The organism is Amycolatopsis sp. NPDC003865 (assembly GCF_053605345.1).
Genome location: NZ_JBSGJA010000015.1, coordinates 171,676 through 197,966, shown reverse-complemented (window position 1 = coordinate 197,966; position 26,291 = coordinate 171,676). Strand labels below are relative to the sequence as shown.

Sequence of the window (26,291 nt, the reverse complement as noted above, 5' to 3'; positions counted from 1 at the left end):
GACGAAGATGCCCGCCGAACGCTTGCTGCCCGACTCGGACGCCGAGGACCTGGTCTCGCTGGCCCGCGAGATCGCTCGCGACGAGCTGGCACCGCGCGCGGCGGCGGCCGAGGAAGCCGAGCAGTTCCCGCGCGAGCAGTTCCGCCTCCTGGGCAAGTCGGGCCTGCTGGGGCTGCCGTACGCCGAGCGCTGGGGCGGCGGCGAGGTGCCGTACGAGGTGTACCTGCAGGTCCTGGAGGAGCTCGCGACGGCGTGGATGACGGTCGGCGTCGGGCTGTCGGTGCACACGATGTCCTGCTACGCGCTGGCGGAGTACGGCACGGACGAGCAGCGCTCCGAGTGGCTGCCGGAGATGCTGGAGGGTTCGCTGCTGGGGGCGTACGCGCTGTCGGAGACGCAGGCGGGTTCGGACGCGGCGGCGCTGGCCACGCGCGGGCGTCTCGACGGCTCGGACTACGTCGTGAACGGGACGAAGGCGTGGATCACGCACGCGGGGGTGGCGGACTTCTACACGACGATGGTGCGGACGGGGTCGGACGAGATCTCGTGCCTGCTGGTTCCTGGCGCGACGGACGGTCTTTCGGCGGCCCCGCGCGAACGCAAGATGGGCCTGACGGGTTCCCCGACCGCCCAGATGGTCTTCTCCGACGCCCGGGTGCCGGCTTCGCGGCTGCTGGGTTCGCCGGGTGACGGGCTCCGGATCGCGTTGTCGTCGTTGAGTTCGGGCCGGCTCGGGATCGCGGCGTGCGCGGTGGGCCTGGCGCAGGCGGCGTTGGACGAAGCGGTGACGTACGCGAAGGGACGGTCGCAGTTCGGCCGGTCGATCATCGACTTCCAGGGAGTGGAGTTCCTGCTGGCCGACATGGCGGCGGTGGTGGAGTCGTCCCGGGCTTGTTATCTGGACGCGGCCCGCCGGCGCGACCGCGGGCTGCCGTTCCAGCGCCAGGCGTCGATCGCGAAGCTGGTGGCGACGGACGGCGCGATGAAGGTGACGACGGACGCGGTGCAGGTGCTCGGCGGCGCCGGGTACACGCGGGACTTCCCGGTGGAGCGGTACATGCGGGAGGCGAAGGTGCCGCAGATCTTCGAGGGCACGAACCAGATCCAGCGGATGGTCATCGCCCGGGAGCTGAAGAAGGCTTAGCCGGTCAAGGGAACAGTGTCACACGCTCGGTACAGATAGCGTTACTCATGGTTGCACTTGAGCCGTGGGACAATGCCGGGCGACGTGAGGAGAGGCTGTGAATGCACTTCCCCAGCCGGGCCCCGCTCGCCGGTGGGAGATCCCCGATCACCTGCTGACGATCGAGGAGTACGTGGCACTCGGTGAAACCGACACAGGGTTCACCGAGCTTGTGGAAGGCCGCGTCGTGATGTCACCCAGCCCCATCGCCGACCACAACATCGTGGTGTTCGAACTCGCACGGCAGCTCGCCGGGCAGTTGCCGAGTCACCTCCGTGTGTTGCCGGAAACCGACGTGAACCTCGGGTTGGCACCTGCCGGCAGACCCGGCTTCTCTCGCCGCCCGGATCTGCTCGTCGTCGAAAGGCCGGCGATCGCTCGGGTTCGCCGGGACGGAGCCATGCTGCGGGCGGGAGAGGTAGCCATCGTTCTCGAGATTGTGTCGCCGGGCTCGAAACGAACCGACTACCACGTCAAGCACGACGAGTACGCCGATGCGGGAATCCCGCACTACTGGATCGTCGACATCGCCGAACCGATCTCGCTGGTCGCCTGCCACCAGGCCGGCGAGTTCGGCTACCTGGACGCGTCCGCGGTCACCGGGACCTTCACCACCGACGTCCCGTTCCCGGTCAAGATCGACCTGGACGCCCTCCTCGACTGACCCGACCCGGTCGAGCGACCTCTGTCCACCGCACGGGACGGATACCGTTTTCCGCATGCCCGATCAGCTGCTGTCCATCGAGGAGTACCGAGCACTCGGGGAAACCGACCGCGGGTTCACCGAACTGGTGGAAGGCCGCGTGGTGCCCTCGCCCGGCGCCGGCCGCACGCACAACCTCGCCGCGTGCCGGCTGGCCGGGCAACTGGAACGACAGCTGCCGCGCGGGCTCGCGTTCGTCCTCGGTGCCGACCTCGACCTCGGCCTGGCGCCGCCCGGTGGACCCGGCTTCGCCCGCCGGCCGGACCTGGTGATCTTCGATCGGACAGCCGATGACCCGATCCGCGCCGGTGAGGTGGCGGTGGTCGTCGAGATCGCGACCGAGGGTTCCCGGCGCACCGACTACCGCGTGAAGCACGACGAGTACGCCGACGCGGGGATTCCGCACTACTGGATCGTCGACCTCACCGACCCGGTCGCCCTGGTCGCTTGTCAGGGCTACCAAGACGCCCCGCCGGTCACCGGGACCTTCACCACCGAAGTGCCGTTCCCGGTCGAGATCGACCTCGGTGCACTGATCGGACGGCACGCCGGAACCGCCCGGTAACCGGCGTGCCGTCCGAAGCTCAACGGGCTTCGCGGTACCGCCGGTCCTTCGACACGCCTTCGCCCAGCGACTCGTCGAAGTGGTACACCTCGTCGCCCCGCACGAACACGCGCAGGGCGCGGTTCATCACGTCCAGCGGGTCGCCCGACCACAGCACGACATCCGCGTCCAGGCCCGGCTTCAGCGACCCGATCTGCTCGTCCAAGCCCAGCATCGACGCCGGGTTGACCGTCAGCGACCGGAGCGCCGTCACCGGGTCGAGGCCGTCCTTGACCGCCAGTGCCGCCTGGTAGACGAGGAAGTTGATCGGGATCACCGGGTGGTCCGTCGTGATCGCGATCTTCACGCCCGCCCGCGCCAGGATGCCCGCCGACCGCAACGTCCGGTTGCGCAGCTCCACCTTGGACTTCGTGGTGAACAGCGGCCCCAAGATGACCGGCACGTCGCGCGAAGCCAGCAGGTCGGCGATGAGGTGGCCCTCGGTGCCGTGGTTGATCACCAGCTTGTAGCCGAACTCGTCGGCCAGCCGCAGCGCCGTCACGATGTCGTCCGCGCGGTGGACGTGCTGGTCCCAGTACAGCTCGCCGTCGAGGACCTTCGACAGCGTCTCCATCGTGAGGTCGACCTCGTGCGGCTTGCCCTCGGACTCCGCGTGCGCGCGCTTCGCCTGGTAGTTGCGGGCCTTGGTGAACGCCTCGCGCAGGATCGCCGCAACGCCCAGCCGCGTCGAGGGCGTCTGCTTCTTGTCGCCGTACACGCGCTTCGGGTTCTCGCCGAGCGCGCTCTTCACGCTGACGTGCTCCGCGAAGATCATGTCGAGGATGCTGCGGCCCCAGGTCTTGACGCCGATCGTCTGGCCGCCGATCGGGTTGCCCGACCCGGGCTTGATGACGACGCTCGTGACGCCGCCGGCGAGCGCGTCGTCGAAGCCGGGCTCGTACGGGTCGATGCCGTCGATGGCGCGGAAGCGGGCGCCGTTCGGGTCGGTCATCTCGTTGGTGTCGTTGCCGGCCCAGCCTTCGCCGTCCTCGTGGACGCCGAGGTGGGCGTGGGCGTCGATGAAGCCGGGCAGCACCCAGGTGCCGGCCGCGTCGACCAGTTCGGCGTCTTCCGGGATGTCGACATCGGCCTCGGCCCCGATGGCGACGATCTTGCCGTCGTCGATCAGGACCGTGCCGCCGTCGATGGGATCACCGTCGATGGGGACGACGTAGCCCCCGACAATTGCCTTCGCCATAGTTCGCCACGCTAACGAACTCACCTGGGCGCGTGCACGCGGGCCTTCTCCAAGTGCACCAGTTCGTGGTTGTTCTCCGGCGTCCGGTGCGTCTCGCGGTACCCGTGCTTCGCGTACAGGTGCAGCGGCCCGACGCTCTTCGACCCGGTGAACAGCCGGAACACGGTCACTTCGGGCGGCGCCGCGGCCTCGACGGCGAGCAGCAGCGAACCACCCAGCCCGAACCCCTGCCGGTCCGGCGCCACGACCAGCCGGCCGATCACCCCCACCGGCCCGGTCACGGTCAAGCGCACCGAAGCGACCAGCCGCCCCGCCTCGCGGATGCCCCACGAAAGACCCGCCAGCGCCGCCCGCGTCTCGTCCAGCGTCTCCAGCAGCGGTGGCAGGTCCCAGTCGTCGTGGGCGCGGCCCTCCGTCAGGTACGCCGCGCGTTGCAGCGTCAGCACTTCGCCCGCGTCCGCGACCCCCAGCCGGTTCACCGGACGCGGATGCCCCAGCTGCCCGACCACGACGACGACGGCTCCAGCTCGATCAGGTCCGTGCCCGTGTTGAGCGCGTCCGCCGGGCAGGTCATCGGCTCGATCGCCACCGCGCGGCCGCGGCCGACCAGGTCGTCCGGGGTGAACACCTGCGCCCAGCGGAAGTCCGGGCCGGTCCACACGACCAGCCGCTGGTCCTCGTGGGACAGCACGAAGTGGTGCTGGCCGTCCTCGGCCGCCGACAGCGAGCCGAACGCCGTGTCCAGGTCGACGCCCGCCAGCACCCGCCCGGCGCGGAAGTCGTACTCCGTGCCCTCGACGTCCTGCTCCGGCGCGTACGGCATCTGCTCGTCACCGAGGTACGGCCGCACCCGGCTCGCCGGGAGGGTCAGGGTCAGCTCGTCGGTCGGGACGTCGCCGATCCGGAAGTACGGGTGCGTGCCGACGCCGACGCCGATCGGCTGCTCGCCCTCGTTGCGGATTTCGTGGGTGACGGTCAGTTCGCGCGGCGCGACCTCGTACGTCACGGTCGCTCGCAGCGGCACCGGCCAGCCGGGCTGCACCTCGACGTCGACGGCCAGGGTGATCGACGACTCGGCGTGCTCCAGCAGCTCCCACTCGAGGTGGCGGGTCAAGCCGTGGATGGCGTTGCCGCGCGCCTCCTCGGTGATCTCGAGCTGCTGCTCCTCACCCTGGAACGTCCACTTGCCCGCCTTGGTCCGGTTCGGCCAGGGCAGCAGGACCTGCCCGGCACCCTTCGGCGGCTTCGCGTCTTCGGGGAACTCCTCGACGTACGGCACTCCGCCGACCTCGAAAGCGCGCAGGCCCGCGCCGATTTCGGTGACGACGGCACGCGCGTTGCCGCGGGTGATCTCGAACTGCTGACCGGTCGGGTTGCCCATGGGGACGACCTTACCGATCCAGAATGTAACTAGACCGGTCGTCATAGTTTGAGCTACAGTCGGCGCCATGGTCCGTCGCACCGACACGCGGCAGCGGATGCTCGACACCGCCGCCGACCTGTTCCAGACCCAGGGCTACCACGCCACCGGCCTCACCCAGCTGACGACGGCCGGTGGCGCACCGAAGGGATCGCTGTACTTCCACTTCCCCGGCGGCAAGGAACAGCTCGCCGCCGAAGCCGTCCGGCTCTCGGGCGAACGCACCGGCGCGCTGCTCGAAGCAGTCCTCCGAGACGCACCGGACGCGCCGACCGCGATCGACCGGGCCGTCGAAGCGCTGGCGGCTTTCCTCACCGAGTCGGACTTCCAGCGCGGGTGTCCACTAGCGACAGTCGCGCTGGACGCCGCCGCGGAGAGCGAGCCGATCCGCGAAGCCTGCGTGGACGGCTACTCGTCGTGGCACGGCGTCCTGCGCGATTACCTTGCACGGCAGGAGCTTTCCGCCGAACGAGCCGACGAGCTGGCCACCGTCGTGCTCGCCGCGATCGAAGGCGGGCTGTTGCTGGCCCGCACCCGCCGCGACCTCGCGCCGCTGCGCGCGGTCGCCACCCATCTGCACGCCACCCTCGACCGGGAGTTCTCCTGATGCGCGTCCACCACCTGAACTGCGGCACCATGCGGCCACTCGGCGGCAAGCTCGTCGACGGACACCCGGGCCTGTTCCGGCGCGCCACCATGGTCTGCCACTGCCTGCTGCTCGAGACCGAAAGTGGGCTCGTGCTCGTCGAGACCGGCATGGGCACGCCGGCCGCCGTCGACCGGAACGCCTGGCTGGGCGCGGGTTTCGTCCGCCAGTCCAACCCGGTCGCCGACCCGGCGCAGACCGCGATCGCGCAGATCCGCGCGCTCGGGTTCGACCCGGCGGACGTCCGCGACATCGTGCTGACCCACCTCGACCTCGACCACGCCGGCGGGCTGATCGACTTCCCGTGGGCCCGCGTGCACGTCTACGCCGAAGAATTGCGGGCGTTCACCGAACCGCGCGACGCCGCCGAACGCGGCCGCTACCGCCGGATCCAGTTCGCCCACGGTCCACAGTGGACGTCCTATGCGGACACCGGCGAGCCGTGGTTCGGCTTCGACGCCGTCCGGCAGCTCGACGGCCTGCCACCGGAGATCCTGCTGGTCCCGCTGTCCGGCCACACGCGCGGGCACGCGGGGGTCGCCGTCGACACCGGGGCCGGCTGGCTGCTCAACGCCGGTGACTCCTACTTCTTCCACGGCCAGGTCGCCGCCACCCCGCACTGCCCGCCGGGGCTGAAGTGGTTCGAAGGCCACATGGAGACGGTCAAGCGCGCCAGGCTGGACAATCACCGCCGCCTGCGCCAGCTTGTTCAGGAGCACGGCGAGGAGGTGAGCGTCTTCGCCGCGCACGACGAGACCGAGTTCGTCCGGCTGAGCTCCAGGAGCAAGGTATGAAGGTGCACCACCTGAACTGCGGAACGATGCACCCGGCGGGCGGCAAGCTGCTCGACGGCGAGCCCGGCCTGCTGCGGCGGGCGGAGCTGGTCGCGCACTGCCTGCTGATCGAGACCGGCGACGGCCTGGTGCTGGTCGACACCGGGTTCGGCACCCAGAGCGTGGCCCGGCCGGGCGAGTGGCTCGGCCGGCCGTTCCTGGCGATGGTCGGCGCGAAGCCCGCGGCCGCCGAGACGGCCGTCGCGCAGATCAAGGCGCTCGAGCTGGACCCGGCCGACGTCCGGCACATCGTCATGACGCACCTCGACGTCGACCACGCGGGCGGGCTGGCGGACTTCCCGAACGCCGTCGTGCACGTCCGCTCGGAGGAGCACCGCGCGGCGACATCGCCGGCGAACGCGGCGGAGAAGAACCGCTACCGCGCCGCGCAGTTCGCGCACCGCCCGCTGTGGAGCACCTACGACGAGACGGGCGAGCCGTGGTTCGGCTTCGAGGCGGTCCGCTCGCTCAAGGGCCTGCCGGAGGAGATCCTGCTGGTCCCGCTGACGGGCCACACGCGCGGCCACACCGGCGTCGCGGTCGACACCGGCGAGGGCTGGCTGCTGCACGCGGGCGACGCGTACTTCTTCCACGGCCAGCTGGACCCGGTCGCGCCGCACTGCCCGCCGGGCCTGACGGCGTTCCAGAACATCGTCCAGACGCTGCGGCGGCCGCGGCTGGAGAACCTGGCGCGGCTGCACGAGCTGGCGCGCGACCACCAAGACGAGGTGAAGGTGTTCTCCGCGCACAGCCCGGTCGAGCTGGCCGCACTGCGGCGCTGACCACCGGAACCGAATGATCTTCCGCCGGTGGGCGGCGCCGTTCGACCTCTCCGGCGCCGTACTCCGGCAGCTCGTCGGCTGGGCGTGATCAGCTCGCGTCGAGGGCCGTCTTGACCAGCGGGGCCATCTGCTCCGGCGTCATCTTGGCCGGGCCGGTGTAGTTGACGAGCACGGGCGTGCCCGACACCAGCTCGGCGGAGGCGAGCGTCGCCGTCTTCTGCTCGTCGACGTAGTACACGGCGCCGTCCGGGAAGCCGGCGACGTCCTTCGCGCCGGCCTTCGCCTTCTTGATGGACGCGACCATGTCGGCCGGCTTCGCCTGGCGGCCCTCGTAGCGGGTCACCGCGAGCGCGCCCGCGGCCTTGCCGTTCAGCTGGTACTCGCAGCTGCGGGCCTTGCCGCCGTTGGCCGCGTTGTCCTGCACCGGGCCGGGGACGGCCTGGAGGTTGTCGAGGAACAGCGCCTTCGACACGGCGGCGGCGGGCAGCAGCTTGCACGGGTCCAATGAGGCGGCGTTCGCACTCGGCTTCGGCGCTTCGCTCGGCTTCGACGACGACGGCGCCTTCGACGGCTCGTCGCCCGAAGAGCAGGCGGTCAACGCGGCAAAAGCGACCAGGACGACGGCGAGAGTGCGCATATCGGGCACCGTACTCCGAACGGCCTACGCGGTGGGCGCCCGGTACCGCCAGAACGCCGGGAGCAGGAACATCGACGCGCACACCGACACGATCACCAGCACGCCGCCGACGGACGCGGCGGCCGCGGTGCCGAACGCGGCCGCGCCCCAGCCGTGCACGAGGTCGGCGATCCGCGGACCGCCGGCGACCACGACCGTGAACACGCCCTGCAGCCGGCCGCGCATCTCGTCGGTGGTCGCAACCTGCAGGATCGCCATCCGGTAGACCGCGCTGACCATGTCCGCCGCGCCGGCCGCGGCCATGAACACCACGGCGAGCCACAGTGAGTGCGCGAGCCCGAAGGCCGCCACCGCGGCGCCCCACGCGCAGATCGCCACGACGACCGCGACGCCCTGGCGCTGGATGCGCGTCAGCCAGCCGGAGAAGAGGCCGATCAGCATCGCGCCGGCGGGCAGGGCGGCGTAGAGCCAGCCGAGCGCGGGGCCGCCACCGGGCGGGTCGCCGAAGGTGCGTTCGGCCATCTCCGGGATCAGCGCGCGCGGCATGCCGAAGACCATCGCGATGATGTCGGCGACGAACGAGGCCAGCAGTACCTTCTTGGTGGCGAGGTACTTGAAGCCGTCGACGACGTCGCTGAGGCCGGCGCGGCGCGAGGGGCCGTTGAGCGGCGGGATGGCCGGCAGCCGCCAGACGGCGACGACGGTGACGGTGAGCGCGAGGACGTCGATCAGGTAGAGGGTCGAGAGGCCGAGGACGGGGATGAGCGCGCCGGCGAGCAGCGGGCCGAAGACCGCGCCGAAGGTGGACATCGTCGAGCTGAGCGCGTTGGCCGAGGGCAGCAGCTCGTCCGGCACGAGCCGCGCGACGACGGCGCCGCGCGTGGGCATGTTGATCGCGAAGAGCGCCTGGTTGACCGCGAGCAGCCCGAGGACGAGCCAGACGGAGCCGAAGTCCAGGAAGGCCTGCAGCCACAGCAGCGCGGAGGTGATCGCGACGAGGACGTTGGTGACGACGAGCAGCTTCCGCCGGTCGACGGCATCGGCGACGGCGCCGCCCCAGAGCCCGAAGACGAGCAGCGGAACGAGGGCGACGAGCCCGGTGAGGCCGACGTAGGCGGAGGACCCGGTGAGGTCGAAGACCTGCTTGGGCACGGCGACGGCGGTCAGCTGGGTCCCGACGGCGGTGACCACAGTGGACAGCCAGAGCCGCCGGAAGGCGGGGATCTTGAGCGGCCGGGTGTCGACGATGATGCGGCCGAGGAGGGTGCGCACGCGGCCCGACCGGGGCGGCAGGGTCTCGGGCTCAGAGGTCACAACCAATGAGCTTAGCTCGGCTAACTACCTGCGGTCGCGTGATTTCCGTCGCGCGGCGGGTGGTCCTTCGAGGTGGCGCCGGTTGGGGTGGTTTCGCCGGGGGATGGCGCGCGGGCCGCGGTTCTCGGTGAGCGGTTTCCGCGGGTCCGGTCCCCAACGGCGCGGTCCCGAGGGCGCGCTCTCCCACAGCGCGGTCCCCCACGGCGGGGTCCCCCACGGCGCGGTCCCCAACGGCGCGGTCCCGAGGCCGCGGTTCCGAGTGGGCGATTCGCGAAGGGTGATTGCCGCCGAAGGGCTCCCGGGACCGCAGCTCCGAGCAAGCGATTCCCGAGCGGCTACCTGACCCACGGGCTCGCGCGAACGATCCCGAGACAAGCGATCCCAGGCGAACGATTCCCGAGGTGAGGTCCCTGCCAACCGGCTCCCGGGCCCGCGAGTCCCGCCGAGCGACTCCCTCGGCCATGCCCGCCGAGAGGTCCAGTTCCCTGGCTCCCGCCGAGCAGCCCCGCCGAGCAGAGCCCTCCCTCCCTGGGGGAGCCCCCGCTTCCAGCGTATCGGCACCGCCCGACAGAAAGCCGGGAAAGCGCAGGTGAGCCGAGCAGTCATCCACATCACGGATCACCTGTGGACAACCGCGCGACCAGGCCCCGACCCACCGAAACCGAAAGCCGCGGCCGCGAGGCGGAGAACCACCTCACGGCCGCGGCTGTGCACAAATCTCAGGGCGCGACGCGCTCGATGTTCCAGCCGTCGTCGTTGCGGACGTACCGGAGCCGGTCGTGCATGCGGTCCTCGCGGCCCTGCCAGAACTCGACCAGGTCCGGCCGGATGCGCCAGCCGCCCCAGTGCGGTGGGGCCGGGATCTGCTCGACGTCCGCGAAGCGGCGCTCGATCCCGTTCAACGCGTTGTCCAGCGCCCGGCGGCCGTCGACCACCCGGGACTGCGGCGATGCCCACGCCCCCAGCTGGGACCCGCGGGGCCGCTGGGCCCAGTACTCCGCCGTCTCCTTGACGCCGACCTTCTCGACCTCGCCTCGGACGTGGACCTGGCGGTGCAGCGCGTACCAGGGGAACGTCACCGACGCGTAGCGCGTCGCCGTCAGGTCGTGGCTCTTCGACGACGTGTAGTTCGTGTAGAACACCACCCCGCGCTCGTCGAGGCCCTTGCACAGCACCGTCCTCGACGACGGCCTGCCTTCGGCGTCCGCCGTCGCCAGCACCATCGCGTTCGGTTCGGCGATTCCGGCGCCGACGGCCTGGTTCAGCCAGCCCTGCAGCTGATCGGTCCAGGTGGCCGCCAGCGCGGATTCGTCGAACGCGGCACCGTCATAGGCCACGCGCATTCCCGGCAGGCGAACTACGGCGTCTTCCACCTGGTCCTCGATCTCCGGCATCATCGCCAAACCTCCACGCCCGGTCGGGGCATCAGTCGACTTCGGCTCTAGGCACGTTAGGGCCTTCCGAGCTGCGGCGGAACCCACTGAACGGTGACACCCGCCACCCCCGGACCGTAACCGACCGACAACAAGCCGTAACCCCCGCGTTACCCGCTGGACCAGGATCGATACAGGGCGCACCTACCTTCGGCCCGTTCCCCACCACCCCGGAGGCAGGCATGACCGAGACCCTGTCGAACGCCGAAGAAACCGCTCCACCGGAACGCCGGTACGCCCCGCTCGCGGCCAACGAAAACCGCGAAGACTACTCACTGCGCTTCGCCGCGCATTCATTCCGGAAATGGTCACCGTTCGTGGTCGCGACGACGGCACTGGGCGGGATCGCCTACCTCGCCGACTTCGCGATCGGCGCCAGCATCGTCCTCTCCTACGGCTTCACCTCCGGCGTCCTGGCGATCCTCGCCGCGGCCGTCGTCATCTTCGTGACCGGCGTGCCCATCGCGGCCGCCTGCGCGAAGTCCGGAGTGGACATGGACCTGCTGACCCGCGGCGCCGGCTTCGGCTACTTCGGGTCGACGCTGACCTCGCTCGTCTACGCGAGCTTCACCGTCATCTTCTTCTCGCTCGAAGGCTCGATCATGGGCCAGGCCTTCGAGCTCGCCCTCGGCATCCCGCTCCCGATCGGCTACCTCCTCGCGACGCTCATCGTGCTGCCCTTCGCGCTCTACGGCATGGGCGCGGTCGCGAAGATGCAGACCTGGACGCAGCCGCTGTGGATCGCCGGGCTGGTGCTGCCGTTCGTCGTCGTGCTGGTCCGGGAGCCGGGCAAGTTCGCCGAGTTCACCCACTTCGGGGGTACCGAGGGCGCCGGTGCCGGGTTCTCCGCGATCGGGTTCGGCTTCGGGATGGGCGTCGCGCTGTCGCTGATCGGGCAGATCGGTGAGCAGGCCGACTACCTGCGGTTCATGCCCGGGAAGACGGCGGAGAACAAGCGGTCGTGGTGGGCCGCGGTGCTCGCCGCCGGTCCCGGCTGGGTGATCCTCGGTGCCGCGAAGCAGATCGGCGGCGCGCTGCTGGCGTTCCTCGCGCTCGGCGTCGTCGGGAAGACGCACGCGCTCGAGCCGATCGCGCCGTACCTCGAAGCGGTGAAACCGGCGCTGGGCCCGGTGGCGCTGACGTTCGCCGCGCTGTTCGTCGTCGTCTCGCAGATCAAGATCAACACGACCAACGCGTACTCGGGCTCGCTGTCGTTCGCGAACTTCTTCTCCCGCGTGCTGCACAAGCACCCGGGGCGGGTCTGGTACGTGCTGGTCAACTGCGGGATCGCGCTGGCGCTGATGGAGTTCGGCGCGTTCGGGTTCCTCAACAAGATCCTGGGTTTCTACTCGAACGTCGCCATCGCGTGGATCGGCGCGGTGTGCGCCGACCTGGTGATCGCGAAGCCGCTCGGGCTCTCGCCGCGTTACATCGAGTTCAAGCGGGCCTACCTGCACAAGATCAACCCGGTCGGGTTCGGCTCGATGGTCGTCGCGTCGGCGGTGTCGATCGTGGCGTACTTCGGCGTGTTCGGGCAGTTCCTGGCCGCGTTCAGCCCGCTGCTCGCGCTGGTCATCGCGATCGTGCTGGTACCGACGCTCGCCGCCGTGACCCGGGGCAAGTACTACCTGGCGCGGCCGAACACCGTCGCGGGCCCGGACCAGGACGTCGACCTGCGCGCGACGCACAGCTGCTCGGCCTGCGGCGACCCGTACGAACTACCGGACGTCGCGGACTGCGCGAAGCAGGACGGCCCGATCTGTTCGCTGTGCTGCACGCTCGACAACACGTGCCACGACGTGTGCCAGACGACGGGCCCGGTCGCGCTCGGCTTGCCGACGGTCCGGACCCCGTAACGTCCGTGAAGGCCCTTTCCCGGCGTCCGCCGCCGGGAAAGGGCCTCACGCGAGCCGGCCTCCCCCCGGATCCCCCTCCCGGCTCGACTCCTTCACGTCCGAGCCGGCGCCGGGGTTGCCCGGGAAGTCCAAGATCTTTTCCGGCCGCATGATGGCGGCCAGCATCAGCGCGCGCAGTTCCGCGCCGACGTCCTCCACCGGCAGCGGCGGATCGTGCGCCTGCCACTCGCGCAGCAGCCCGGTGGCCGCGCCGACCAGCGCGATCGCCGTCAGCCGGTAGTCGCGGTCGGGGGCGACGCCGTGTTCGGCCGCGCGCCGCGCCTCCGTCTCGATGAACGTCGCCCAGCGGTCGACCCACACCTGGTGCTGCTGCTCGAGCTCCGCGCTGACCCCGACGGCTTCGACGTAGTTGAGGCGCGGCAGCCGCGGGTCGACGGTGACCGTGTCGATGAAGACGTCCAGCAGCGTGGCGATGCGGGTCATCGCGTCGGCGTCGGCGACCTTGTCGAGCGCCGCGGTGACGTGGTCGAGGGCGAGGCTGTTGATCCGGTCGTGGAGGGTGCGCAGCACGTCCTCCTTGCCGGTGAACTCCTCGTAGAAGTTCCGCGTCGAGACGCCGGCGCGGCCGCACACCTCGGTGATCTTCGTGTGCCGGAAGCCGGCCGAGGTGAACAGCTCCAGGCCGGCCGTGAGCAGGCGCTCGCGGCGATCGGCGCGGCGTTGCTCGGGTGCGACGCCGCCGTACGTGCGAGCCACCGGTTGTCTCCTCCTTCTGAGGGATTGCCAGATCCTACCGGGCTGGCTAATTTGTGAAAATCTCAGTTACCAAACGGCCGGAGGCAATGATGCTTCGTCGGTTACTGGTCGCCGTCACGCTGCTTTTCGCGGTGCTCACCCCCGCGGCGCACGCGGATCCCGGTGTCCTGCTGTCCGCGCGGGCGACGACGGTGTTCGTCGGCCCGTTCCCCGCACCGGTCCGCGCGTGGCACCTGGTGTACCGCTCGACCTCGGCGACCGGCGCGCCGAACGCGGTCACCGGGACGCTGCTGGTGCCGCCGGCGCCGTGGCTGCGCGGCGGCCCGCGCCCGCTCGTCACGTACGCGGTGGGCACGCACGGGCTCGGCGACCAGTGCGCGCCGTCGAACCTGCTGGCGGACGGTGTCGAGAACGAAAGCGCGTTGCTGGCCCAGGCTTTGGCGCAGGGCTGGGCCGTGGTCGTGACGGACTACGAGGGACTCGGCACGCCGGGGACGCACACGTACGCGGTGGGCCAGTCGGAGGGGCGGGCGGTGCTGGACGCGGCGCGCGCGGCCGCCCTCGTGCCCGGCGCAGGCCTGTCCGCGTCGGGGCCGGTGGGCGTGTTCGGCTATTCGCAGGGCGGCCAGGCGGCGGCGTGGGCGGCGGAGCTGCAGGGGTCCTACGCGCCGTCGCTGAACGTCGTCGGGGTCGCGGCGGGCGGGGTCCCGGCCGACCTGAACGCGGTGTTCGCCGCCAACGACGGCGGCGCGGCGTTCGGCCTGGTGCTGGGCGCCGCAACGGGTTTCGCGGCGGCGTACCCGGACGTGCCGTTCACGTCGATCCTGAACGACCGCGGCCGCGAGGCGGTGGCGCGGGTGTCCCAGGCGTGCACGGTCGAGCTGGGCGCGGCGGCGCCGTTCGCGCACCTGACGGATTTCGTGACGGTGCCGGACCCCATCCACGACCCGCGCTGGCAGGCCCGCTTAGGCCAGAACTACCTGGGCACGACGGCTCCGAAGGCGCCGGTGTTCCTGTACCACGCCACTTCGGACGAGCTGATCCCGTTCGGGGTGGGAACGGCGCTGCGGGACCGGTGGCGGTCGGCGGGCGCCGCCGTCACCTGGCAGGAGTTCCCGTTGCTGGAGCACATCGGCGGGGTGTCGGTGGGTGGCCCGGTGGCGATGACCTGGCTGGGCACGAAGTTCTGAGAATTCCGCTCGCCGGGGACGGACGCAGGGGGTCCGTCCCCGGCGAGCGGCGCGATCCACCCGAAACTGTCGGCCCCTCCCGGTAGCGTGGAAAACGGGGGCTGCTCAGAACGCCGCGGCGCCGGCCTCGGTCAGCCCCTTCATCGCCGCCACGGCGTCCGGCGCCAGCGAAGTCACCAGTGAGCCACCGGCGGCGAGCGGGCTGCGCGACCACCAGTCGCCCGAGGCCGCCGGCAGCTCCGGCCCGCCCACCACCAGGTCCGTGGCCAGCACCCGGCGGCCCGCCAGCACCGCCAGGCTCCCGTCCAGCTCCGAGCCGATCGTCAGCGTCTGGCGCAGCACCGGCACGGAATCCCGCGTGACGTCCAAGGAAGTCGTCAGCGAACCCGGGCGCTCCCCCGCCCGCCCCAGGACCAGCACCTCCCGCGTGTGCAGGTACGAGCCCGCGGCCAGCGAAGCCCGGAACACCGCCGCGTGCCGGGCCCGCGACGTGATCACCGTCGGCTCCGGCAGGTACTCCAGCGAACCGCCCTCGGCCACCTCGATGTCCACTGTGGACGAGGAGGGCTCGCCGTGCAGACCGGGCAAGGCCAACGTCGCCGCGACGCCGGACAACCGGAGCGACGCACCCGGCCCCACCCGCACCGTCAGCAGCAGTTCGTCCCCACCCAGTGGTGACGTAGCCGAGTTGACCAGGTGGACCACCGCCGTCGGTCCACCGCCCCGGCGGGGGAACAACGTCAACGGCGCCATCGACCGCAGCTCCCGCAGCACCGTGCGCGTGCCGTCGAAGCACGCCGTCAGGCGGGCGTGGGCCTTCACAGCAGGGAACGCACCCAGGCCGCGACGTCGGGTGCGTCCGGGGTGTCCACAAGGGACTGCGTGACGACCGGCAGCGAACCCCGCATCCGGTGCGCGTCCGACGTCATCACCGCCATGTCCGCGTTCACCAGGTGCGCGATGTCGATCTTGTTGATCACCAGCAGGTCCGCCGTCGTGACGCCGGGTCCGCCCTTGCGCGGCACCTTGTCGCCGCCCGCGACGTCGACCACGAAGATCTGGCTGTCGGCCAGCCCGCGGCTGAACACCGCCGTCAGGTTGTCGCCGCCGCTCTCGATGATCACCAGGTCCAGGCCGGGGAACTTCTCCTCCAGGCGCTCGACCGCGTCCAGGTTCGCCGTGATGTCGTCGCGGATCGCCGTGTGCGGGCACGCTCCCGTCTGGACCGCCTCGATCCGCGCCGGGTCCAGCACGCCCGCGCGGCGCAGGAAGTCCGCGTCCTCGGTGGTGTAGATGTCGTTCGTCACCACCGCGAGGTTGATCTCGTCACCCAGCGCGCGGCACAGCGCCGCGGTGAGCGCCGTCTTGCCGGAACCCACCGGGCCGCCGATGCCGATCCGGTACGCGCGACCGGCCGTCGGCGCCGCGTCGTAGTGGTCGGGTTCGGCGGCCGTCGGGTCGAAGTTGACCTCGTGGAAGTGGCCGTGGCCGTGTTCAGCTGGCAAAGAGACGCACCTCTTCCTGGTGGTGCCGGGCGTGTGCCTCGGCGAACAGATCCAACGCCGGCGACCCCGGCGACGGCAGCGATGCCGGGTCGTCCCCCGCCACGGCGGCCGCCGCCGAACAAACCGAAGCGAGGTCCAGGCGTGCCACGACGGCGTTGACGGCGAACGGGTCCAGCCCCAGCAGCCGCACCACCGCGCTCGCCGGGCCGCTCACCGCCAGGTACGCGGCCGCCATCGCGGCGTCGTACGGCGAACCGCCCGCGACGCCGACCAGCGCACCCAGCACGATCGGATGGTGCGGCCGCGGGGTTTCGGTCAGCAACGCGTCCAGCACGGGAGACGGCCAGGCGATCCGCCCGGCCCGCGCGGTGCCGCGCCCCTGAGCCCGGGAGGCCTCGCGCTGCGCGAGCGACGGAGTGCGCGCGTCCAGCTCGCTGTCCAAAAGCGACCAATTGCCCCCGGCGACGGCCGCGTGCGCCGAAGCGGCCGCGAAAACGGCCGCCAGGAAACCCGCCGTCCGCAACCGTCCGGAAAGGAATCCCGGCAGGTCGCGCACCGAAGTCACCAGCCGCCGGGAGACGACCTCCTCCAGCCCGCCACTGTGGACGTGCCCGCCGCCGGGAAAGCGGGAGTCCGCGAGGATCAACGCCGAAAGGTCCATCAGAAGAGGAAGTACCGTTGGGCCATCGGCAGTTCGGTCACCGGCTGCGGCTCGATCAGCTCGCCGTCGACGTGCACGGCGAAGCTGTCCGGCTCGACGCGCACGTCCGGCGTGGCGTCGTTGAGCACCATGTCCGCCTTGGTCCGCGCGCGCATGTTCGACACCGCGACCAGCGGTCGCGTGATCCCGAACGTCTCGCGCAGCCCACTGTCCAAAGCGGACGGTGCGACGAAGTGCAGGCTCAGCGCCGCCCCGATGTTCGCGCCGAACATCGGCCGGGCCATGACCGGCTGCGGAGTCGGGATCGACGCGTTCGCGTCGCCCATCGCCGCCCACGCCGGGAACCCGCCCTTCAACACCACGTGCGGGCGGACGCCGAAGAACTTCGGCTCCCACAGCACGAGATCCGCGAGCTTCCCGACCTCGATCGAGCCGATCTCGGTCTCCATGCCGTGCGCGATGGCCGGGTTGATCGTGTACTTGGCGACATAGCGGCGGGCACGCAGGTTGTCGGCCGCGCCGTCGCCGGGCAGCGCGCCACGACGGCGTTTCATCACGTGCGCGGTCTGCCACGTCCGGATGATCACCTCGCCGATCCGGCCCATGGCCTGGGAGTCCGAGCTCATCATCGAAATCGCGCCCATGTCGTGCAGCACGTCCTCGGCGGCGATGGTCGACGGCCGGATCCGGCTCTCGGCGAACGCGAGGTCCTCCGGCACCGACGGGTTGAGGTGGTGGCAGACGACCAGCATGTCGAGGTGCTCGTCGAGGGTGTTGGCGGTGTGCGGCCGGGTCGGGTTGGTCGACGACGGCAGCACGTTCGGCAGCGAAACGACCTCGATGATGTCCGGCGCGTGCCCGCCACCGGCGCCTTCGGTGTGGTACGCGTTGATCGAGCGCCCGCCAATTGCGTCCACAGTGGACTCCAGGAAGCCGGCCTCGTTCAGCGTGTCCGTGTGGATCGCGACCTGGACGCCGGCCTCGTCGGCCACGGTGAGGCACGCGTCGATCGCCGCCGGCGTCGTGCCCCAGTCCTCGTGCAGCTTGAAGCCGCCCGCGCCGGCCGCGAGCTGCTCGCGCAGCGCCTCGTGCCGGACCGTGTTCCCCTTGCCCAGCAACAGGACGTTGACCGGGTAACCGTCCATGGCGGACAGCATCCGGCCGAGGTTCCACGCGCCGGGCGTGACGGTGGTGGCCTTCGTGCCCTCGTTGGGTCCGGTGCCGCCGCCGACCAAAGTGGTCAGTCCCGCCGCCAGCGCCGTGTCGACCAGCTGCGGGCAGATGAAGTGGACGTGGCAGTCGATGCCGCCGGCGGTGAGGATCTTGCCGTTGCCGGCCAGCACCTCCGTCGACGGGCCGATGACCAGGGCCGGGTCGACCCCGTCCATCGTGTCCGGGTTGCCCGCTTTGCCGATGCCGACGATCCGGCCGTCGCGCACGCCGACGTCGGCCTTGACGACGCCCCAGTGGTCGAGGATGACCGCGCCGGTGATGACCAGGTCGGGCGCGCCCTCCGCCCGGGTCGCCATGCCCTGGCCCATGGACTCGCGGATGACCTTGCCGCCGCCGAAGAGCACCTCGTCGCCGGAGCCGCCGGCCCCCATCGAGCGGTCCTCGGTGACCTCGATCAGCAGGTCGGTGTCGGCGAGCCGGATCCGGTCGCCGGTCGTCGGGCCGAACAGCTCGGCGTAGCGCTCGCGGTCGATCTGCGGCATTTCAGAAGTCTCCCGAGAATTCGGAGCGCAGGCCCGGCACGCGGCGGGCGCCGGCGAGCGGAACGAGGTCCACTTCCCGTTCGACGCCGGGTTCGAACCGCACCGACGTCCCCGCCGGGACGTCGAGCCGGTGCCCGCGGGCGGCGTCGCGGTCGAATTCGAGGCCGGGGTTCACCGCGGCGAAGTGGTAGTGCGAGCCGACCTGCACCGGCCGGTCGCCGAGGTTGCGGACCAGCAGCCGGACGCGCGGCCGGCCGGGGTTCAGCTCGACCGGCTCGTCGCCGGGGATGATCTCACCGGGGTGCATCGGCCCTCCTTCACACGATCGGGTCATGCACGGTGACGAGCTTCGTGCCGTCCGGGAACGTGGCCTCCACCTGCACCGAGTCCACCATTTCAGGCACGCCGTCGAGCACCTGCGCCCGCGAGAGCACGGTCCGGCCGCTCGCGACCAGCTCGCTGACCGTGCGCCCGTCGCGCGCCCCTTCGAGGACGTGGTCGGTGATCAGCGCGACCGCCTCGGGGTAGTTCAGCCGGACGCCGCGGTCCAGCCGCTTCCGCGCGACGTCCGCCGCCACGTGGATCAGCAGCTTGTCGCGCTCCTGCGGGCTGAGGTGCATCCGCTAGGTCTATCACCCGGACCACGGCCGCGCCTGGTTCGGAAACATACCTTTAACCTGGGCTTCGTCACAGTCCGTGGCGAAAATTCTCCGGCCGGACGGCTTCGGTGACTGAATCGTTCTCGTAATCGTGACCGAAACCACCGCTTCTTTCGATTGCCCCCTGGCCATCGAGGGAGCAAGGTCTATCCATCCGTGCGATGGCGCGCGCGTTCCGTGCGCATTTCCGTCCGCGCGTGCACCACCACCAAGACGGGGAAAAAAGCGCACCGAAAGGTTCCGCGAAACAGTGACTACCTCCACGATCAGCAAGCCACAGCCGTCCGGCCAACCCGACGACGGCTTCCGACCGGGTCTGGAGGGCGTCGTCGCCTTCCACACCGAGATCGCCGAACCCGACCGGGACGGCGGTGCGCTGCGCTACCGCGGCGTCGACATCGAGGACCTCGCCGGCAAGGTGACCTTCGGTGACGTATGGGGCCTTCTCGTGGACGGCCGGTTCGGCCACGGCCTCCCGCCCGCCGAGCCGTTCCCGCTGCCGGTGCACACCGGCGACGTCCGGGTGGACGTCCAGGCCGCGCTGGCCATGCTCGCGCCGATCTGGGGCTACCGCCCGCTGCTCGACATCACCGACGAAGAGGCCCGCGAGCAGCTGGCCCGCGCCTCCGTGATGGCCCTGTCCTACGTCGCCCAGTCGGCGCGCGGCATCGGCCAGCCCGCCGTGCCGCAGACCCGCGTCGACGAGGCCCACTCGATCACCGAGCGGTTCCTCGTCCGCTGGCGCGGCGAGCCCGACCCCGCGCACGTCAAGGCGCTGGACGCCTACTGGGTGTCGGCCGCCGAGCACGGCCTCAACGCGTCGACCTTCACCGCCCGCGTCATCGCCTCCACCGGCGCGGACGTGGCCGCGGCCATGTCCGGCGCCATCGGCGCGATGTCGGGCCCGCTGCACGGCGGAGCCCCGGCGCGCGTGCTGCCGATGATCGAAGAGGTCGAGCGCACCGGCGACCCGGCGGGCCTGGTCAAGGGCATCCTCGACCGCAAGGAGCGCCTGATGGGCTTCGGGCACCGCGTCTACCGGGCCGAGGACCCGCGGGCGCGCGTGCTGCGCCGCACCTGCCAGGAGCTGGGCGCGAGCCGTTACGAGGCGGCCGCCGCGCTGGAGCAGGCGGCGCTGAAGGAGCTGCGCGAGCGGCGTCCGGACCACCCGATCGAGACGAACGTCGAGTTCTGGGCCGCGGTCATCCTCGACTTCGCCGAGGTCCCGCCGCACATGATGCCCGCGATGTTCAGCTCGGCCCGCACCGCCGGCTGGGCCGCGCACATCCTGGAGCAGAAGCGCACCGGACGCCTGGTGCGGCCGTCGGCCAAGTACGTCGGCCCGGCGCCCCGCACCCCCGAGGACGTCGAGGGCTGGGAACTGGTCACCAAGCACTGACCCCTATGCGCACTTTCACGTGAAAGTGACCCGGAGGCACCCTCCACCTCACTTTCACGTGAAAGTGCCGCTTCGGTCGTGGGCGGCGGTCGCGCCGAGCATGGCCGTGAGCTGGTCGACCAGCCACGTGTCCAGGTGCTCGTGCGGGACCGTGCGCTCCTGGAGCCAGCTCAGCAGCGCGCCCTCCACGACCGCCGTCCAGCAGCGCAGGGTAAGCGAAAGCAGTGGCGAGGGGTCTTCGACGCCGAGCGCGTCCAGGATCAGGGCCACCGCGCGGTTGCGGACCTCGTCGATCGCCGCGTCCGTCTCGGACGTGGCGATCACCGAGCCGCTGCGGAGCAGGGCGATGTAGCCCGCGCGGTAGTGGTCGGCGACGTCGATCAGCCCTCGGACGGCCGCCTTCAACCGGGCTTCGGGCGGGCCCTCCTCGAGCCCGGCGAGGCCGTCGATGAGGCCGTCGGTGACCGTGCGCAGCGCCTCCACCTGCACCTCGCGCAGGCTGGAGAAGTACCGGTAGAACAGCGGCCGCGACACCTCGGCGCGGGCCACGATGTCGTCCACGGTGACCAGCTCCGGCGCGCGCGAGCCGAACAGGTCGAGCGCGGCGCGGATCAGGTCGTCGCGGCGGGCCTGCGGCGACATCCGCCGCGGTCTGCTCACGGCGTCAGGTCCAGCTTCGCCGCCGCCCGCAGCAGCCCCGGCGTCAGTCGCGAAAGGACCAGCGCGACCTTCGCCTCCGGGGTGGACGGTGCGATCGCGGTGTCCTTCTCCACCGCCCGCAGGATGTCCCGCGCGACGCCTTCCGGGCCGAAACCGCGCCGGGCGTAGAGCTTCGAGCTTTCCTTCTGCCGCCGCCGTTGTTCCTCTTCGGACACCCCGACGAAAGTCGTCGTTTCCGTGATGTTCGTCTTCACGATTCCCGGGCACACCGCCGTGACGCCGATGTGGTGCTCGGCCAGCTCGGCGCGCAGGCAGACGCTCAACGTCAGCACGGCGGACTTCGTCGTCGCATACGCGGTGAGGATCTTCGACGGCAGGTAGGCGGCCGCCGAGGCGAGGTTGACGATCTGACCACCCTCGGCGCGTTCGGCGAGCATCGGCGCGAAGGCGCGGCAGCCGTGGATCACGCCCCAGAGGTTGACGTCGATGACGCGCTCCCAATCCTCCACGGACGTGTCGAGGAACGGGCCGGACATCCCGATCCCGGCGTTGTTGACGACGATGTCCGGAACACCGTGGTGCTCCCGCACATCCTGCGCGAACCGGTGCACGGCCCCGCCGTCCGAAGAGTCCACTGTGTACTCGGCGGCACCGTGGTCTCCCAGCAGCTTCAGGGTTTCCTTCGCGGCCGCGGAGTCGATGTCGGTGATGACGACGTCGGCGCCCTCCACGGCGAAGGCGAGCGCGGTGGCCCGGCCGATGCCACTGCCGGCACCGGTGACGACGACCAGCTTGTGCGCGAACCGGCCCACGCCCACGCGGGCCTGGCGGAGCGCCCGGCTTTCGGCACCGGTTTCGGCGTACTCGATCAGCTCCGCAGCGGCCCTGGCGACGACCTCCGGCTTGGCGCGGGTGACCCAGTGCGTCCCGACGACCCGGCGGATCCGCAGGTCGGGGACCCAGCGCGCGACTTCGGTCTGCAGTGGCGTGGTGACGTAGGCGTCGCCGGTCGGGGCGAGCACCTGCACCGGGACGTCGGCGGGCCGCGGGGCGGGCCGCGAGAGCCGCGTGAACATGTTGGCCCGGTACAGCTCGAGGCCGTAGCGGCCGTCGGACTTGTCCGGCGGCGCCGCGTCGGGCTCCATGCGCTGGATCTGCTTGCCCAGCAGACCGGTGCGCCACAGCAGGTCCGGGATCAGCGGGAGCTGGAACGCGAGGATGTACCACGAGTGCAGGAACTGGCTCAGCGCGTTCTTGAGCCGCTTCGGCGTCGGCCGGGTGAGCTGGGCGCGGAACCACGCGCCGGCATGGTCGAGGCTCGGGCCGGAGATCGACGTGTAGGACGCGACCCGGCCGCGCAGCCCGTCGCCGGTGACGGCGTGCCAGGTCTGGATCGAGCCCCAGTCGTGGGCGACCAGGTGCACCTTGCCGGTGGGCTGCACCGCTTCGACGACCGCGCGCAGGTCGTCGGCCAGCTGGTCCAACCGGTAGGACGCGCGTCCCGCCGGCTTGTCCGACTGTCCGGCCCCGCGGACGTCGTAGGTGACGACCCGGTGTTTCGCCTTCAGCGACGCGGCCACCCCGCCCCACATCGAGCTGTTGTCGGGATAGCCGTGCACGAGCACGACCGTGGGCCCGTCTTCCCGGCCGTCGATGGTGACGGAGAGGCGGACACCGTCGCTGGCGGTCACCCACTTGTGAGACATTCTGTCATGTTAGACAAGTTGTCAATAGCGGCGTTCACCCTCACGGCGGTTATGCGGGGCGGAAATTTCCGGTTTTCCCTTGTATGACAGCGTTTTCGAGGTTTCCCGTGGAACCAGGCGGCCCGGCTGACGACTCTGTCCACCGAACGGTGGACACCGGGATTCAGCTGGCCGTTGCTCCCGATCGAGCCCGCGGGCGACCAGGCTGTGAGCCATGACCACAGCAGTGAGCGTGCGCGGCCTGCGCAAGCAGTACCCCGGTCACCTGGCGGTGGCCGGGCTCGACCTCGACATCGCCCCGGGGGAGGTCTTCTCCCTGCTCGGCCCGAACGGCGCCGGCAAGACCACGACCGTCGAGATCCTCGAAGGCCACCGGCAGCGGACCGCGGGCGAGGTCAGCGTGCTCGGCGCGGACCCCGGCAAGGCCGGTCGCGCGTGGCGGTCGAAGATCGGGATCGTCCTGCAGACCGCCAACGACGCCGCCGAGCTGAGCGTCGCGGAAACCGTGCGGCACTTCGCCAGGTACTACCCCGACCCGCGTGACCCCGACGAGGTCATCGAGAAGGTCGGGCTCACCGAGAAGGCCAAGGCGCGGGTCAAGTCGCTTTCGGGCGGGCAGCGGCGGCGCGTCGACGTCGCGCTCGGCATCATCGGCCGGCCCGAGCTGCTCTTCCTCGACGAGCCGACCACCGGCTTCGACCCCGAGGCCCGACGGCAGTTCTGGTCGCTGATCAGCGACCTCGCCGCCGAGGGCACCACCATCCTGCTGACCACCCACTACCTCGACGATGCGGAGCGGGGTGCAACATGACGTTCTAGCCCATCAGATCACCCGCTCTTCCTGCGGAAACGGTCGAGAGAGATGATCTCCGCGCCCCCGTCCTCGGACCCCGTAGGGAGCAGAATGGGAGCAGATTCCGCGACCGACAACCCGGCGAGCTCCCGGACGAGTTCCTGAGCGGCCGGAGTCCCCGGGTCCGGGGTGTCCCCGCCGGACGACGGTCGGCCCTCGATCACCTCGCGGGCGCGGTCCCAATGGACCCCCGCCAGGTGCGCGTACCGCTTCGTGACGAGCACGCTGGAATGGCCCAACAACTCACTCACCTCGTCCAGCGTCAGACCCCGCTGACCAATCGCCGGGTTCCCCTGGATCATCCATGACGCGTAGGTGTGGCGGAGGTCGTGGGCGGTCACCTCTTCCATTTGGGCAGCCCGGACCATCGGCCCCCAGCACTCGTACCTAAACTGGGTGCCGCGCACTTCGGTTCCTTCACGTGAGGACATGAGCAGCAACGATCCTCGGCAGGATTTCTGCTCAGCGCCCTCGTGGGACCGGTGGGCGACCGGGCATGGGCGAGCCGGAAACTCGTCCATGTACCGGGCCAATCTCTCGCAAAGCTCGCCCGAGATCGGGATACCGCGACGCTTGCGCGACTTCGGGTAGCCCTTGATATCGAACATCATCTGATCGTACGTCTCCTGAACAGTGATCATCCGCTGTTCAAGGTCGATCCGCTCACGGTGCAATCCCATGATCTCGCCGTACCGCATTCCGGTACCGACCCCGAGATAGCAAAACATTTCCGTTTCCGGATTCGGAGCTTGCGCAACCAATCGCGCAAACGCCGAACGCGAAAGGAAATGCTCCTCGGGCGGCTCAATCTTCGGAAGGTCGATCTTAATGCACGGAGTGTACGGCATTTTCGGCTTTCCGACGATCGCCTCTTTGAAGATCCCGGAGAACACGAGATAGATCCGCACGATAGTCGCGGGCTTGAGCCGTGCACCCCTGTTCGGGCCGTTCAGAGCCCTGGTGACGGTGAGCGCGTCGACCCACTCCTGAACGTCGTCACGAGTCACGTCCCTGAGCCGCTTGTCCTCCCAGTACGGCAGGACGTGCGTTTTCAGGTTCGACGTGTCCCGCTTCAATGTGCCCGGTTCAACCTTGCGTTTCTCCCAGTAGGAATCGACCCATTCGCCGATCGTGAGTTTGCGGTTGTCCGGGGACACGTCCGCGGAGTTACGGGCGCGAACCTCGTCCTCTTTCGCTCCCGCCTTACGTTCCGCCTCCGCTTTGGACGAAAAGGTCCCCGGTAGGTACCGCACGTGTCCGTGTCGGTCGCGGTAGCACCCGCGGTATCGGCCGTTCGGTCGTTTCTCTGCCCAAGCCATCTAGGGCGTTCCTTTCCTTATCTCACTGGTGATCTGCTGACTGATTCGTTCGGCTGTTGGTCGCTTCACCTCCCGCTCTGCCCGTAGGGCTTCCTCGATCACGTCGAGCCGTCCGGCCCGGCTGGCTAGTCGCGCCTCCAGCTCGTCGGCGCACGCGCGGAGCAGCGCGAGTAACCGCGCGTCGTCGAGGTCGGCCGGGTCAACCTCGGCCAGGGCCGCAGCCGCGCCCTCTGTGGACGGAGCCTCGACGACGGCGCGTAACGCGGTGACGAGCTCAGGGAGCGCGTCCGCTGAGTCGGCGGCGTTAGTGATCAGCTCGGCGTCTATCCCGAACGCCGTCGCTAGGTTCCGGTACGTGGTCGGCTTGACCGGCCGCCCTTTCTCGACTGTCGACCACGAGCGTTGGTCCCCGCCTCCGCGGGACGCCGCAAGCTTGATCGACCACCCGCGGGCCTCACGCGCGTCACGCACCGTCTCGCCGAGCTGCACCAGTGCGTCTGTCTCTGTCTGCATCACCGTCATGGGTGGTATTCAACCTCCGTCTCGCAACGTCACGCAACATGATGGTACGTGACGTAATTCGATCATGGGGCGCGGACCTGCGGAATCACACCGGTGTGACTCACTCGGCACCGTAAACGCGCTGGTCAGAGCACGTGAGAGTGTCGCGTGACGCGACGTTGCGCGATAGCGTCACGTAGCTAGCCTGAGTGCATGACGACACACCCCACCGACGTCCCCGACGTCGTCGGGACGGAGCACGAGCTCACGTCCCCGTGGCTCACCGCGCAGCAGGCGGCCGACCGCGCCGGACGTCACGTCGTCCGCGTTCGGGCCGCTCTGTACTCCGGTGAGCTCCACGGACACCAGCGAACCGACCGCGGCCACTGGCGGGTTCACGTCGACTCGGTCGACGCCTGGATTCGCGCGGATCACCAGGCCGCCCGTGCTTCGGCTCGGGCGTGCGGGTGCGCGCGGGTCGTTCCGATGCGCAGCGCCTGACCAGGCCCCACAAGACAAGGGCGGACGGCGCGTCAGCGACGGACCCGGCTGACGGACCGCCCGCCCGTTCACGATCACAACATCAGAGAGGACGGAACCGTGAACGGCCGTCATCGTATCCCGGATCTTCCGGACATCGCGTCGACCCTGATTCCCGCTGTGGCGCTCGTCGAGCGTCTGACCGGGGTTTCGGTCGCGGAGAGCAAGCCGACGCGCCACGACGGAAGCCAGCCGGGGGCAACCCCCGTTCCGAGCGG

The 26,291-nt window shown here is 70.4% G+C and carries 27 protein-coding genes and 1 pseudogene; 11 read left to right on the top strand and 17 right to left on the bottom strand.

Features of this window, described 5'->3' with window-relative positions; all coding sequences use genetic code 11:
- Window positions 1–7: 7 nt before the first annotated feature.
- The 3 genes from ACWEVP_RS32065 to ACWEVP_RS32055 all read left to right on the top strand — a co-directional run bounded on the left by ACWEVP_RS32065 (window position 8) and on the right by ACWEVP_RS32055 (window position 2,451).
- Window positions 8–1,144: an acyl-CoA dehydrogenase family protein gene (locus tag ACWEVP_RS32065; protein WP_452066285.1), complete on the top strand. Its 1,137-nt coding sequence runs from the start codon at window positions 8–10 to the stop codon at window positions 1,142–1,144.
- Window positions 1,145–1,241: 97 nt separating this feature from the next.
- Entirely contained in the window at window positions 1,242–1,847 is a 606-nt protein-coding gene (locus ACWEVP_RS32060) for a Uma2 family endonuclease (RefSeq protein WP_452066284.1), read from the top strand.
- Window positions 1,848–1,902: 55 nt separating this feature from the next.
- Window positions 1,903–2,451, top strand: a complete 549-nt coding sequence (locus tag ACWEVP_RS32055; protein ID WP_452066283.1) for a Uma2 family endonuclease — start codon at window positions 1,903–1,905, stop codon at window positions 2,449–2,451.
- Window positions 2,452–2,470: 19 nt separating this feature from the next.
- On the opposite strand, the gene ACWEVP_RS32050 is transcribed toward ACWEVP_RS32055, so the two are convergent.
- From ACWEVP_RS32050 to ACWEVP_RS32040, 3 genes are read right to left on the bottom strand one after another with little or no spacing between them, the layout of a single operon-like run.
- Entirely contained in the window at window positions 2,471–3,688 is a 1,218-nt protein-coding gene (locus tag ACWEVP_RS32050; RefSeq protein ID WP_452066282.1) for an amidohydrolase, read from the bottom strand.
- A 20-nt stretch (window positions 3,689–3,708) separates the two neighbouring features.
- The gene (locus ACWEVP_RS32045; protein WP_452066281.1) at window positions 3,709–4,197 is read right to left on the bottom strand and encodes a GNAT family N-acetyltransferase; all 489 of its coding nucleotides are present in this window, start codon (window positions 4,195–4,197) and stop codon (window positions 3,709–3,711) included.
- Entirely contained in the window at window positions 4,164–5,069 is a 906-nt protein-coding gene (locus ACWEVP_RS32040; RefSeq protein ID WP_452066280.1) for an aldose 1-epimerase family protein, read from the bottom strand. The genes ACWEVP_RS32045 and ACWEVP_RS32040 overlap by 34 nt, the downstream gene beginning before the upstream one ends.
- Before the next feature lie 67 nt (window positions 5,070–5,136).
- Here ACWEVP_RS32040 and ACWEVP_RS32035 point away from each other — a divergent pair, with 67 nt between their 5' ends.
- From ACWEVP_RS32035 to ACWEVP_RS32025, 3 genes are read left to right on the top strand one after another with little or no spacing between them, the layout of a single operon-like run.
- Window positions 5,137–5,715: a TetR/AcrR family transcriptional regulator gene (locus ACWEVP_RS32035; RefSeq protein WP_452066279.1), complete on the top strand. Its 579-nt coding sequence runs from the start codon at window positions 5,137–5,139 to the stop codon at window positions 5,713–5,715.
- The gene (locus tag ACWEVP_RS32030; protein WP_452066278.1) at window positions 5,715–6,548 is read left to right on the top strand and encodes an MBL fold metallo-hydrolase; all 834 of its coding nucleotides are present in this window, start codon (window positions 5,715–5,717) and stop codon (window positions 6,546–6,548) included. The genes ACWEVP_RS32035 and ACWEVP_RS32030 overlap by 1 nt, the downstream gene beginning before the upstream one ends.
- Window positions 6,545–7,369 carry an MBL fold metallo-hydrolase gene (locus ACWEVP_RS32025; RefSeq protein WP_452066277.1) on the top strand — a complete coding sequence of 275 codons (825 nt, stop codon included), beginning with the start codon at window positions 6,545–6,547 and terminating at the stop codon, window positions 7,367–7,369. The genes ACWEVP_RS32030 and ACWEVP_RS32025 overlap by 4 nt, the downstream gene beginning before the upstream one ends.
- A gap of 88 nt (window positions 7,370–7,457) precedes the next feature.
- On the opposite strand, the gene ACWEVP_RS32020 is transcribed toward ACWEVP_RS32025, so the two are convergent.
- From ACWEVP_RS32020 to pdxH, 3 genes are all read right to left on the bottom strand, one after another.
- Entirely contained in the window at window positions 7,458–8,006 is a 549-nt protein-coding gene (locus ACWEVP_RS32020) for a DUF3558 family protein (protein WP_452066276.1), read from the bottom strand.
- Between the two features lie 24 nt (window positions 8,007–8,030).
- On the bottom strand, window positions 8,031–9,278 hold the full coding sequence (locus ACWEVP_RS32015) for an MFS transporter (protein ID WP_452066344.1): 1,248 nt from the start codon (window positions 9,276–9,278) through the stop codon (window positions 8,031–8,033).
- 761 nt (window positions 9,279–10,039) lie between these two features.
- Entirely contained in the window at window positions 10,040–10,717 is a 678-nt protein-coding gene (pdxH, locus tag ACWEVP_RS32010; protein ID WP_452066275.1) for a pyridoxamine 5'-phosphate oxidase, read from the bottom strand.
- A gap of 218 nt (window positions 10,718–10,935) precedes the next feature.
- On the opposite strand from pdxH, the gene ACWEVP_RS32005 reads away from it, so the two are divergent.
- Entirely contained in the window at window positions 10,936–12,609 is a 1,674-nt protein-coding gene (locus ACWEVP_RS32005; RefSeq protein WP_452066274.1) for a purine-cytosine permease family protein, read from the top strand.
- 45 nt (window positions 12,610–12,654) lie between these two features.
- Here ACWEVP_RS32005 and ACWEVP_RS32000 read toward each other — a convergent pair whose 3' ends face one another.
- A complete protein-coding gene (locus tag ACWEVP_RS32000; RefSeq protein WP_452066273.1) occupies window positions 12,655–13,365 on the bottom strand; it encodes a TetR/AcrR family transcriptional regulator in 711 nt (236 codons plus the stop codon).
- Between the two features lie 89 nt (window positions 13,366–13,454).
- On the opposite strand from ACWEVP_RS32000, the gene ACWEVP_RS31995 reads away from it, so the two are divergent.
- Window positions 13,455–14,555 (top strand): lipase family protein, encoded by a 1,101-nt coding sequence (locus tag ACWEVP_RS31995; RefSeq protein ID WP_452066272.1) that lies wholly within the window; start codon window positions 13,455–13,457, stop codon window positions 14,553–14,555.
- A gap of 105 nt (window positions 14,556–14,660) precedes the next feature.
- On the opposite strand, the gene ACWEVP_RS31990 is transcribed toward ACWEVP_RS31995, so the two are convergent.
- From ACWEVP_RS31990 to ACWEVP_RS31965, 6 genes are read right to left on the bottom strand one after another with little or no spacing between them, the layout of a single operon-like run.
- Window positions 14,661–15,377 (bottom strand): urease accessory protein UreD, encoded by a 717-nt coding sequence (locus ACWEVP_RS31990; RefSeq protein ID WP_452066271.1) that lies wholly within the window; start codon window positions 15,375–15,377, stop codon window positions 14,661–14,663.
- The gene (ureG, locus tag ACWEVP_RS31985) at window positions 15,374–16,060 is read right to left on the bottom strand and encodes an urease accessory protein UreG (protein WP_452066270.1); all 687 of its coding nucleotides are present in this window, start codon (window positions 16,058–16,060) and stop codon (window positions 15,374–15,376) included. Before ureG ends, ACWEVP_RS31990 begins: the two co-directional genes overlap by 4 nt.
- Complete coding sequence (locus ACWEVP_RS31980; protein WP_452066269.1) at window positions 16,050–16,721, bottom strand: urease accessory protein UreF; 672 nt, start codon at window positions 16,719–16,721, stop codon at window positions 16,050–16,052. The genes ureG and ACWEVP_RS31980 overlap by 11 nt, the downstream gene beginning before the upstream one ends.
- On the bottom strand, window positions 16,721–18,436 hold the full coding sequence (locus ACWEVP_RS31975) for an urease subunit alpha (RefSeq protein ID WP_452066268.1): 1,716 nt from the start codon (window positions 18,434–18,436) through the stop codon (window positions 16,721–16,723). Before ACWEVP_RS31975 ends, ACWEVP_RS31980 begins: the two co-directional genes overlap by 1 nt.
- 1 nt (window position 18,437) lies before the next feature.
- Window positions 18,438–18,743, bottom strand: a complete 306-nt coding sequence (locus ACWEVP_RS31970; protein ID WP_452066267.1) for an urease subunit beta — start codon at window positions 18,741–18,743, stop codon at window positions 18,438–18,440.
- 10 nt (window positions 18,744–18,753) lie between these two features.
- On the bottom strand, window positions 18,754–19,056 hold the full coding sequence (locus ACWEVP_RS31965) for an urease subunit gamma (RefSeq protein WP_020641633.1): 303 nt from the start codon (window positions 19,054–19,056) through the stop codon (window positions 18,754–18,756).
- 289 nt (window positions 19,057–19,345) lie between these two features.
- On the opposite strand from ACWEVP_RS31965, the gene ACWEVP_RS31960 reads away from it, so the two are divergent.
- Complete coding sequence (locus ACWEVP_RS31960) at window positions 19,346–20,494, top strand: citrate synthase 2 (protein WP_452066266.1); 1,149 nt, start codon at window positions 19,346–19,348, stop codon at window positions 20,492–20,494.
- A gap of 54 nt (window positions 20,495–20,548) precedes the next feature.
- On the opposite strand, the gene ACWEVP_RS31955 is transcribed toward ACWEVP_RS31960, so the two are convergent.
- Both ACWEVP_RS31955 and ACWEVP_RS31950 read right to left on the bottom strand, forming a co-directional pair.
- Window positions 20,549–21,136 (bottom strand): TetR/AcrR family transcriptional regulator, encoded by a 588-nt coding sequence (locus tag ACWEVP_RS31955; RefSeq protein ID WP_452066343.1) that lies wholly within the window; start codon window positions 21,134–21,136, stop codon window positions 20,549–20,551.
- 14 nt (window positions 21,137–21,150) lie between these two features.
- On the bottom strand, window positions 21,151–22,845 hold the full coding sequence (locus ACWEVP_RS31950) for an SDR family oxidoreductase (RefSeq protein ID WP_452066342.1): 1,695 nt from the start codon (window positions 22,843–22,845) through the stop codon (window positions 21,151–21,153).
- 229 nt (window positions 22,846–23,074) lie between these two features.
- On the opposite strand from ACWEVP_RS31950, the pseudogene ACWEVP_RS31945 reads away from it, so the two are divergent.
- Window positions 23,075–23,656 (top strand): annotated as a pseudogene (locus ACWEVP_RS31945) (ABC transporter ATP-binding protein); the annotation flags it as partial.
- Window positions 23,657–23,688: 32 nt separating this feature from the next.
- Here the strand turns inward: ACWEVP_RS31945 and ACWEVP_RS31940 are convergent.
- Together ACWEVP_RS31940 and ACWEVP_RS31935 are read right to left on the bottom strand one after the other, a co-directional pair.
- Complete coding sequence (locus ACWEVP_RS31940; protein ID WP_452066265.1) at window positions 23,689–24,870, bottom strand: tyrosine-type recombinase/integrase; 1,182 nt, start codon at window positions 24,868–24,870, stop codon at window positions 23,689–23,691.
- 162 nt (window positions 24,871–25,032) lie between these two features.
- The gene (locus ACWEVP_RS31935; protein WP_452066264.1) at window positions 25,033–25,554 is read right to left on the bottom strand and encodes a helix-turn-helix domain-containing protein; all 522 of its coding nucleotides are present in this window, start codon (window positions 25,552–25,554) and stop codon (window positions 25,033–25,035) included.
- A gap of 192 nt (window positions 25,555–25,746) precedes the next feature.
- Here ACWEVP_RS31935 and ACWEVP_RS31930 point away from each other — a divergent pair, with 192 nt between their 5' ends.
- Window positions 25,747–26,034 (top strand): helix-turn-helix domain-containing protein, encoded by a 288-nt coding sequence (locus tag ACWEVP_RS31930; RefSeq protein WP_452066263.1) that lies wholly within the window; start codon window positions 25,747–25,749, stop codon window positions 26,032–26,034.
- Window positions 26,035–26,291: the final 257 nt, after the last annotated feature.

Coding starts and splice junctions, on each gene's coding strand:
- ACWEVP_RS31975 (WP_452066268.1), bottom strand. CDS start 18,436: ATGCCGCAGATCGACCGCGAGCGCTACGCCGAGCTGTTCGGCCCGACG.
- ACWEVP_RS31935 (WP_452066264.1), bottom strand. CDS start 25,554: ATGACGGTGATGCAGACAGAGACAGACGCACTGGTGCAGCTCGGCGAG.
- ACWEVP_RS31930 (WP_452066263.1), top strand. CDS start 25,747: ATGACGACACACCCCACCGACGTCCCCGACGTCGTCGGGACGGAGCAC.
- ACWEVP_RS32025 (WP_452066277.1), top strand. CDS start 6,545: ATGAAGGTGCACCACCTGAACTGCGGAACGATGCACCCGGCGGGCGGC.
- ACWEVP_RS31980 (WP_452066269.1), bottom strand. CDS start 16,721: ATGGACCTTTCGGCGTTGATCCTCGCGGACTCCCGCTTTCCCGGCGGC.
- ACWEVP_RS31965 (WP_020641633.1), bottom strand. CDS start 19,056: ATGCACCTCAGCCCGCAGGAGCGCGACAAGCTGCTGATCCACGTGGCG.
- ACWEVP_RS32050 (WP_452066282.1), bottom strand. CDS start 3,688: ATGGCGAAGGCAATTGTCGGGGGCTACGTCGTCCCCATCGACGGTGAT.
- ACWEVP_RS31955 (WP_452066343.1), bottom strand. CDS start 21,136: ATGTCGCCGCAGGCCCGCCGCGACGACCTGATCCGCGCCGCGCTCGAC.
- ACWEVP_RS32040 (WP_452066280.1), bottom strand. CDS start 5,069: ATGGGCAACCCGACCGGTCAGCAGTTCGAGATCACCCGCGGCAACGCG.
- ACWEVP_RS31995 (WP_452066272.1), top strand. CDS start 13,455: ATGCTTCGTCGGTTACTGGTCGCCGTCACGCTGCTTTTCGCGGTGCTC.
- ACWEVP_RS32055 (WP_452066283.1), top strand. CDS start 1,903: ATGCCCGATCAGCTGCTGTCCATCGAGGAGTACCGAGCACTCGGGGAA.
- ACWEVP_RS32030 (WP_452066278.1), top strand. CDS start 5,715: ATGCGCGTCCACCACCTGAACTGCGGCACCATGCGGCCACTCGGCGGC.
- ACWEVP_RS31970 (WP_452066267.1), bottom strand. CDS start 18,743: ATGCACCCCGGTGAGATCATCCCCGGCGACGAGCCGGTCGAGCTGAAC.
- ACWEVP_RS32035 (WP_452066279.1), top strand. CDS start 5,137: ATGGTCCGTCGCACCGACACGCGGCAGCGGATGCTCGACACCGCCGCC.
- ACWEVP_RS32065 (WP_452066285.1), top strand. CDS start 8: ATGCCCGCCGAACGCTTGCTGCCCGACTCGGACGCCGAGGACCTGGTC.
- ACWEVP_RS32005 (WP_452066274.1), top strand. CDS start 10,936: ATGACCGAGACCCTGTCGAACGCCGAAGAAACCGCTCCACCGGAACGC.
- pdxH (WP_452066275.1), bottom strand. CDS start 10,717: ATGATGCCGGAGATCGAGGACCAGGTGGAAGACGCCGTAGTTCGCCTG.
- ACWEVP_RS32020 (WP_452066276.1), bottom strand. CDS start 8,006: ATGCGCACTCTCGCCGTCGTCCTGGTCGCTTTTGCCGCGTTGACCGCC.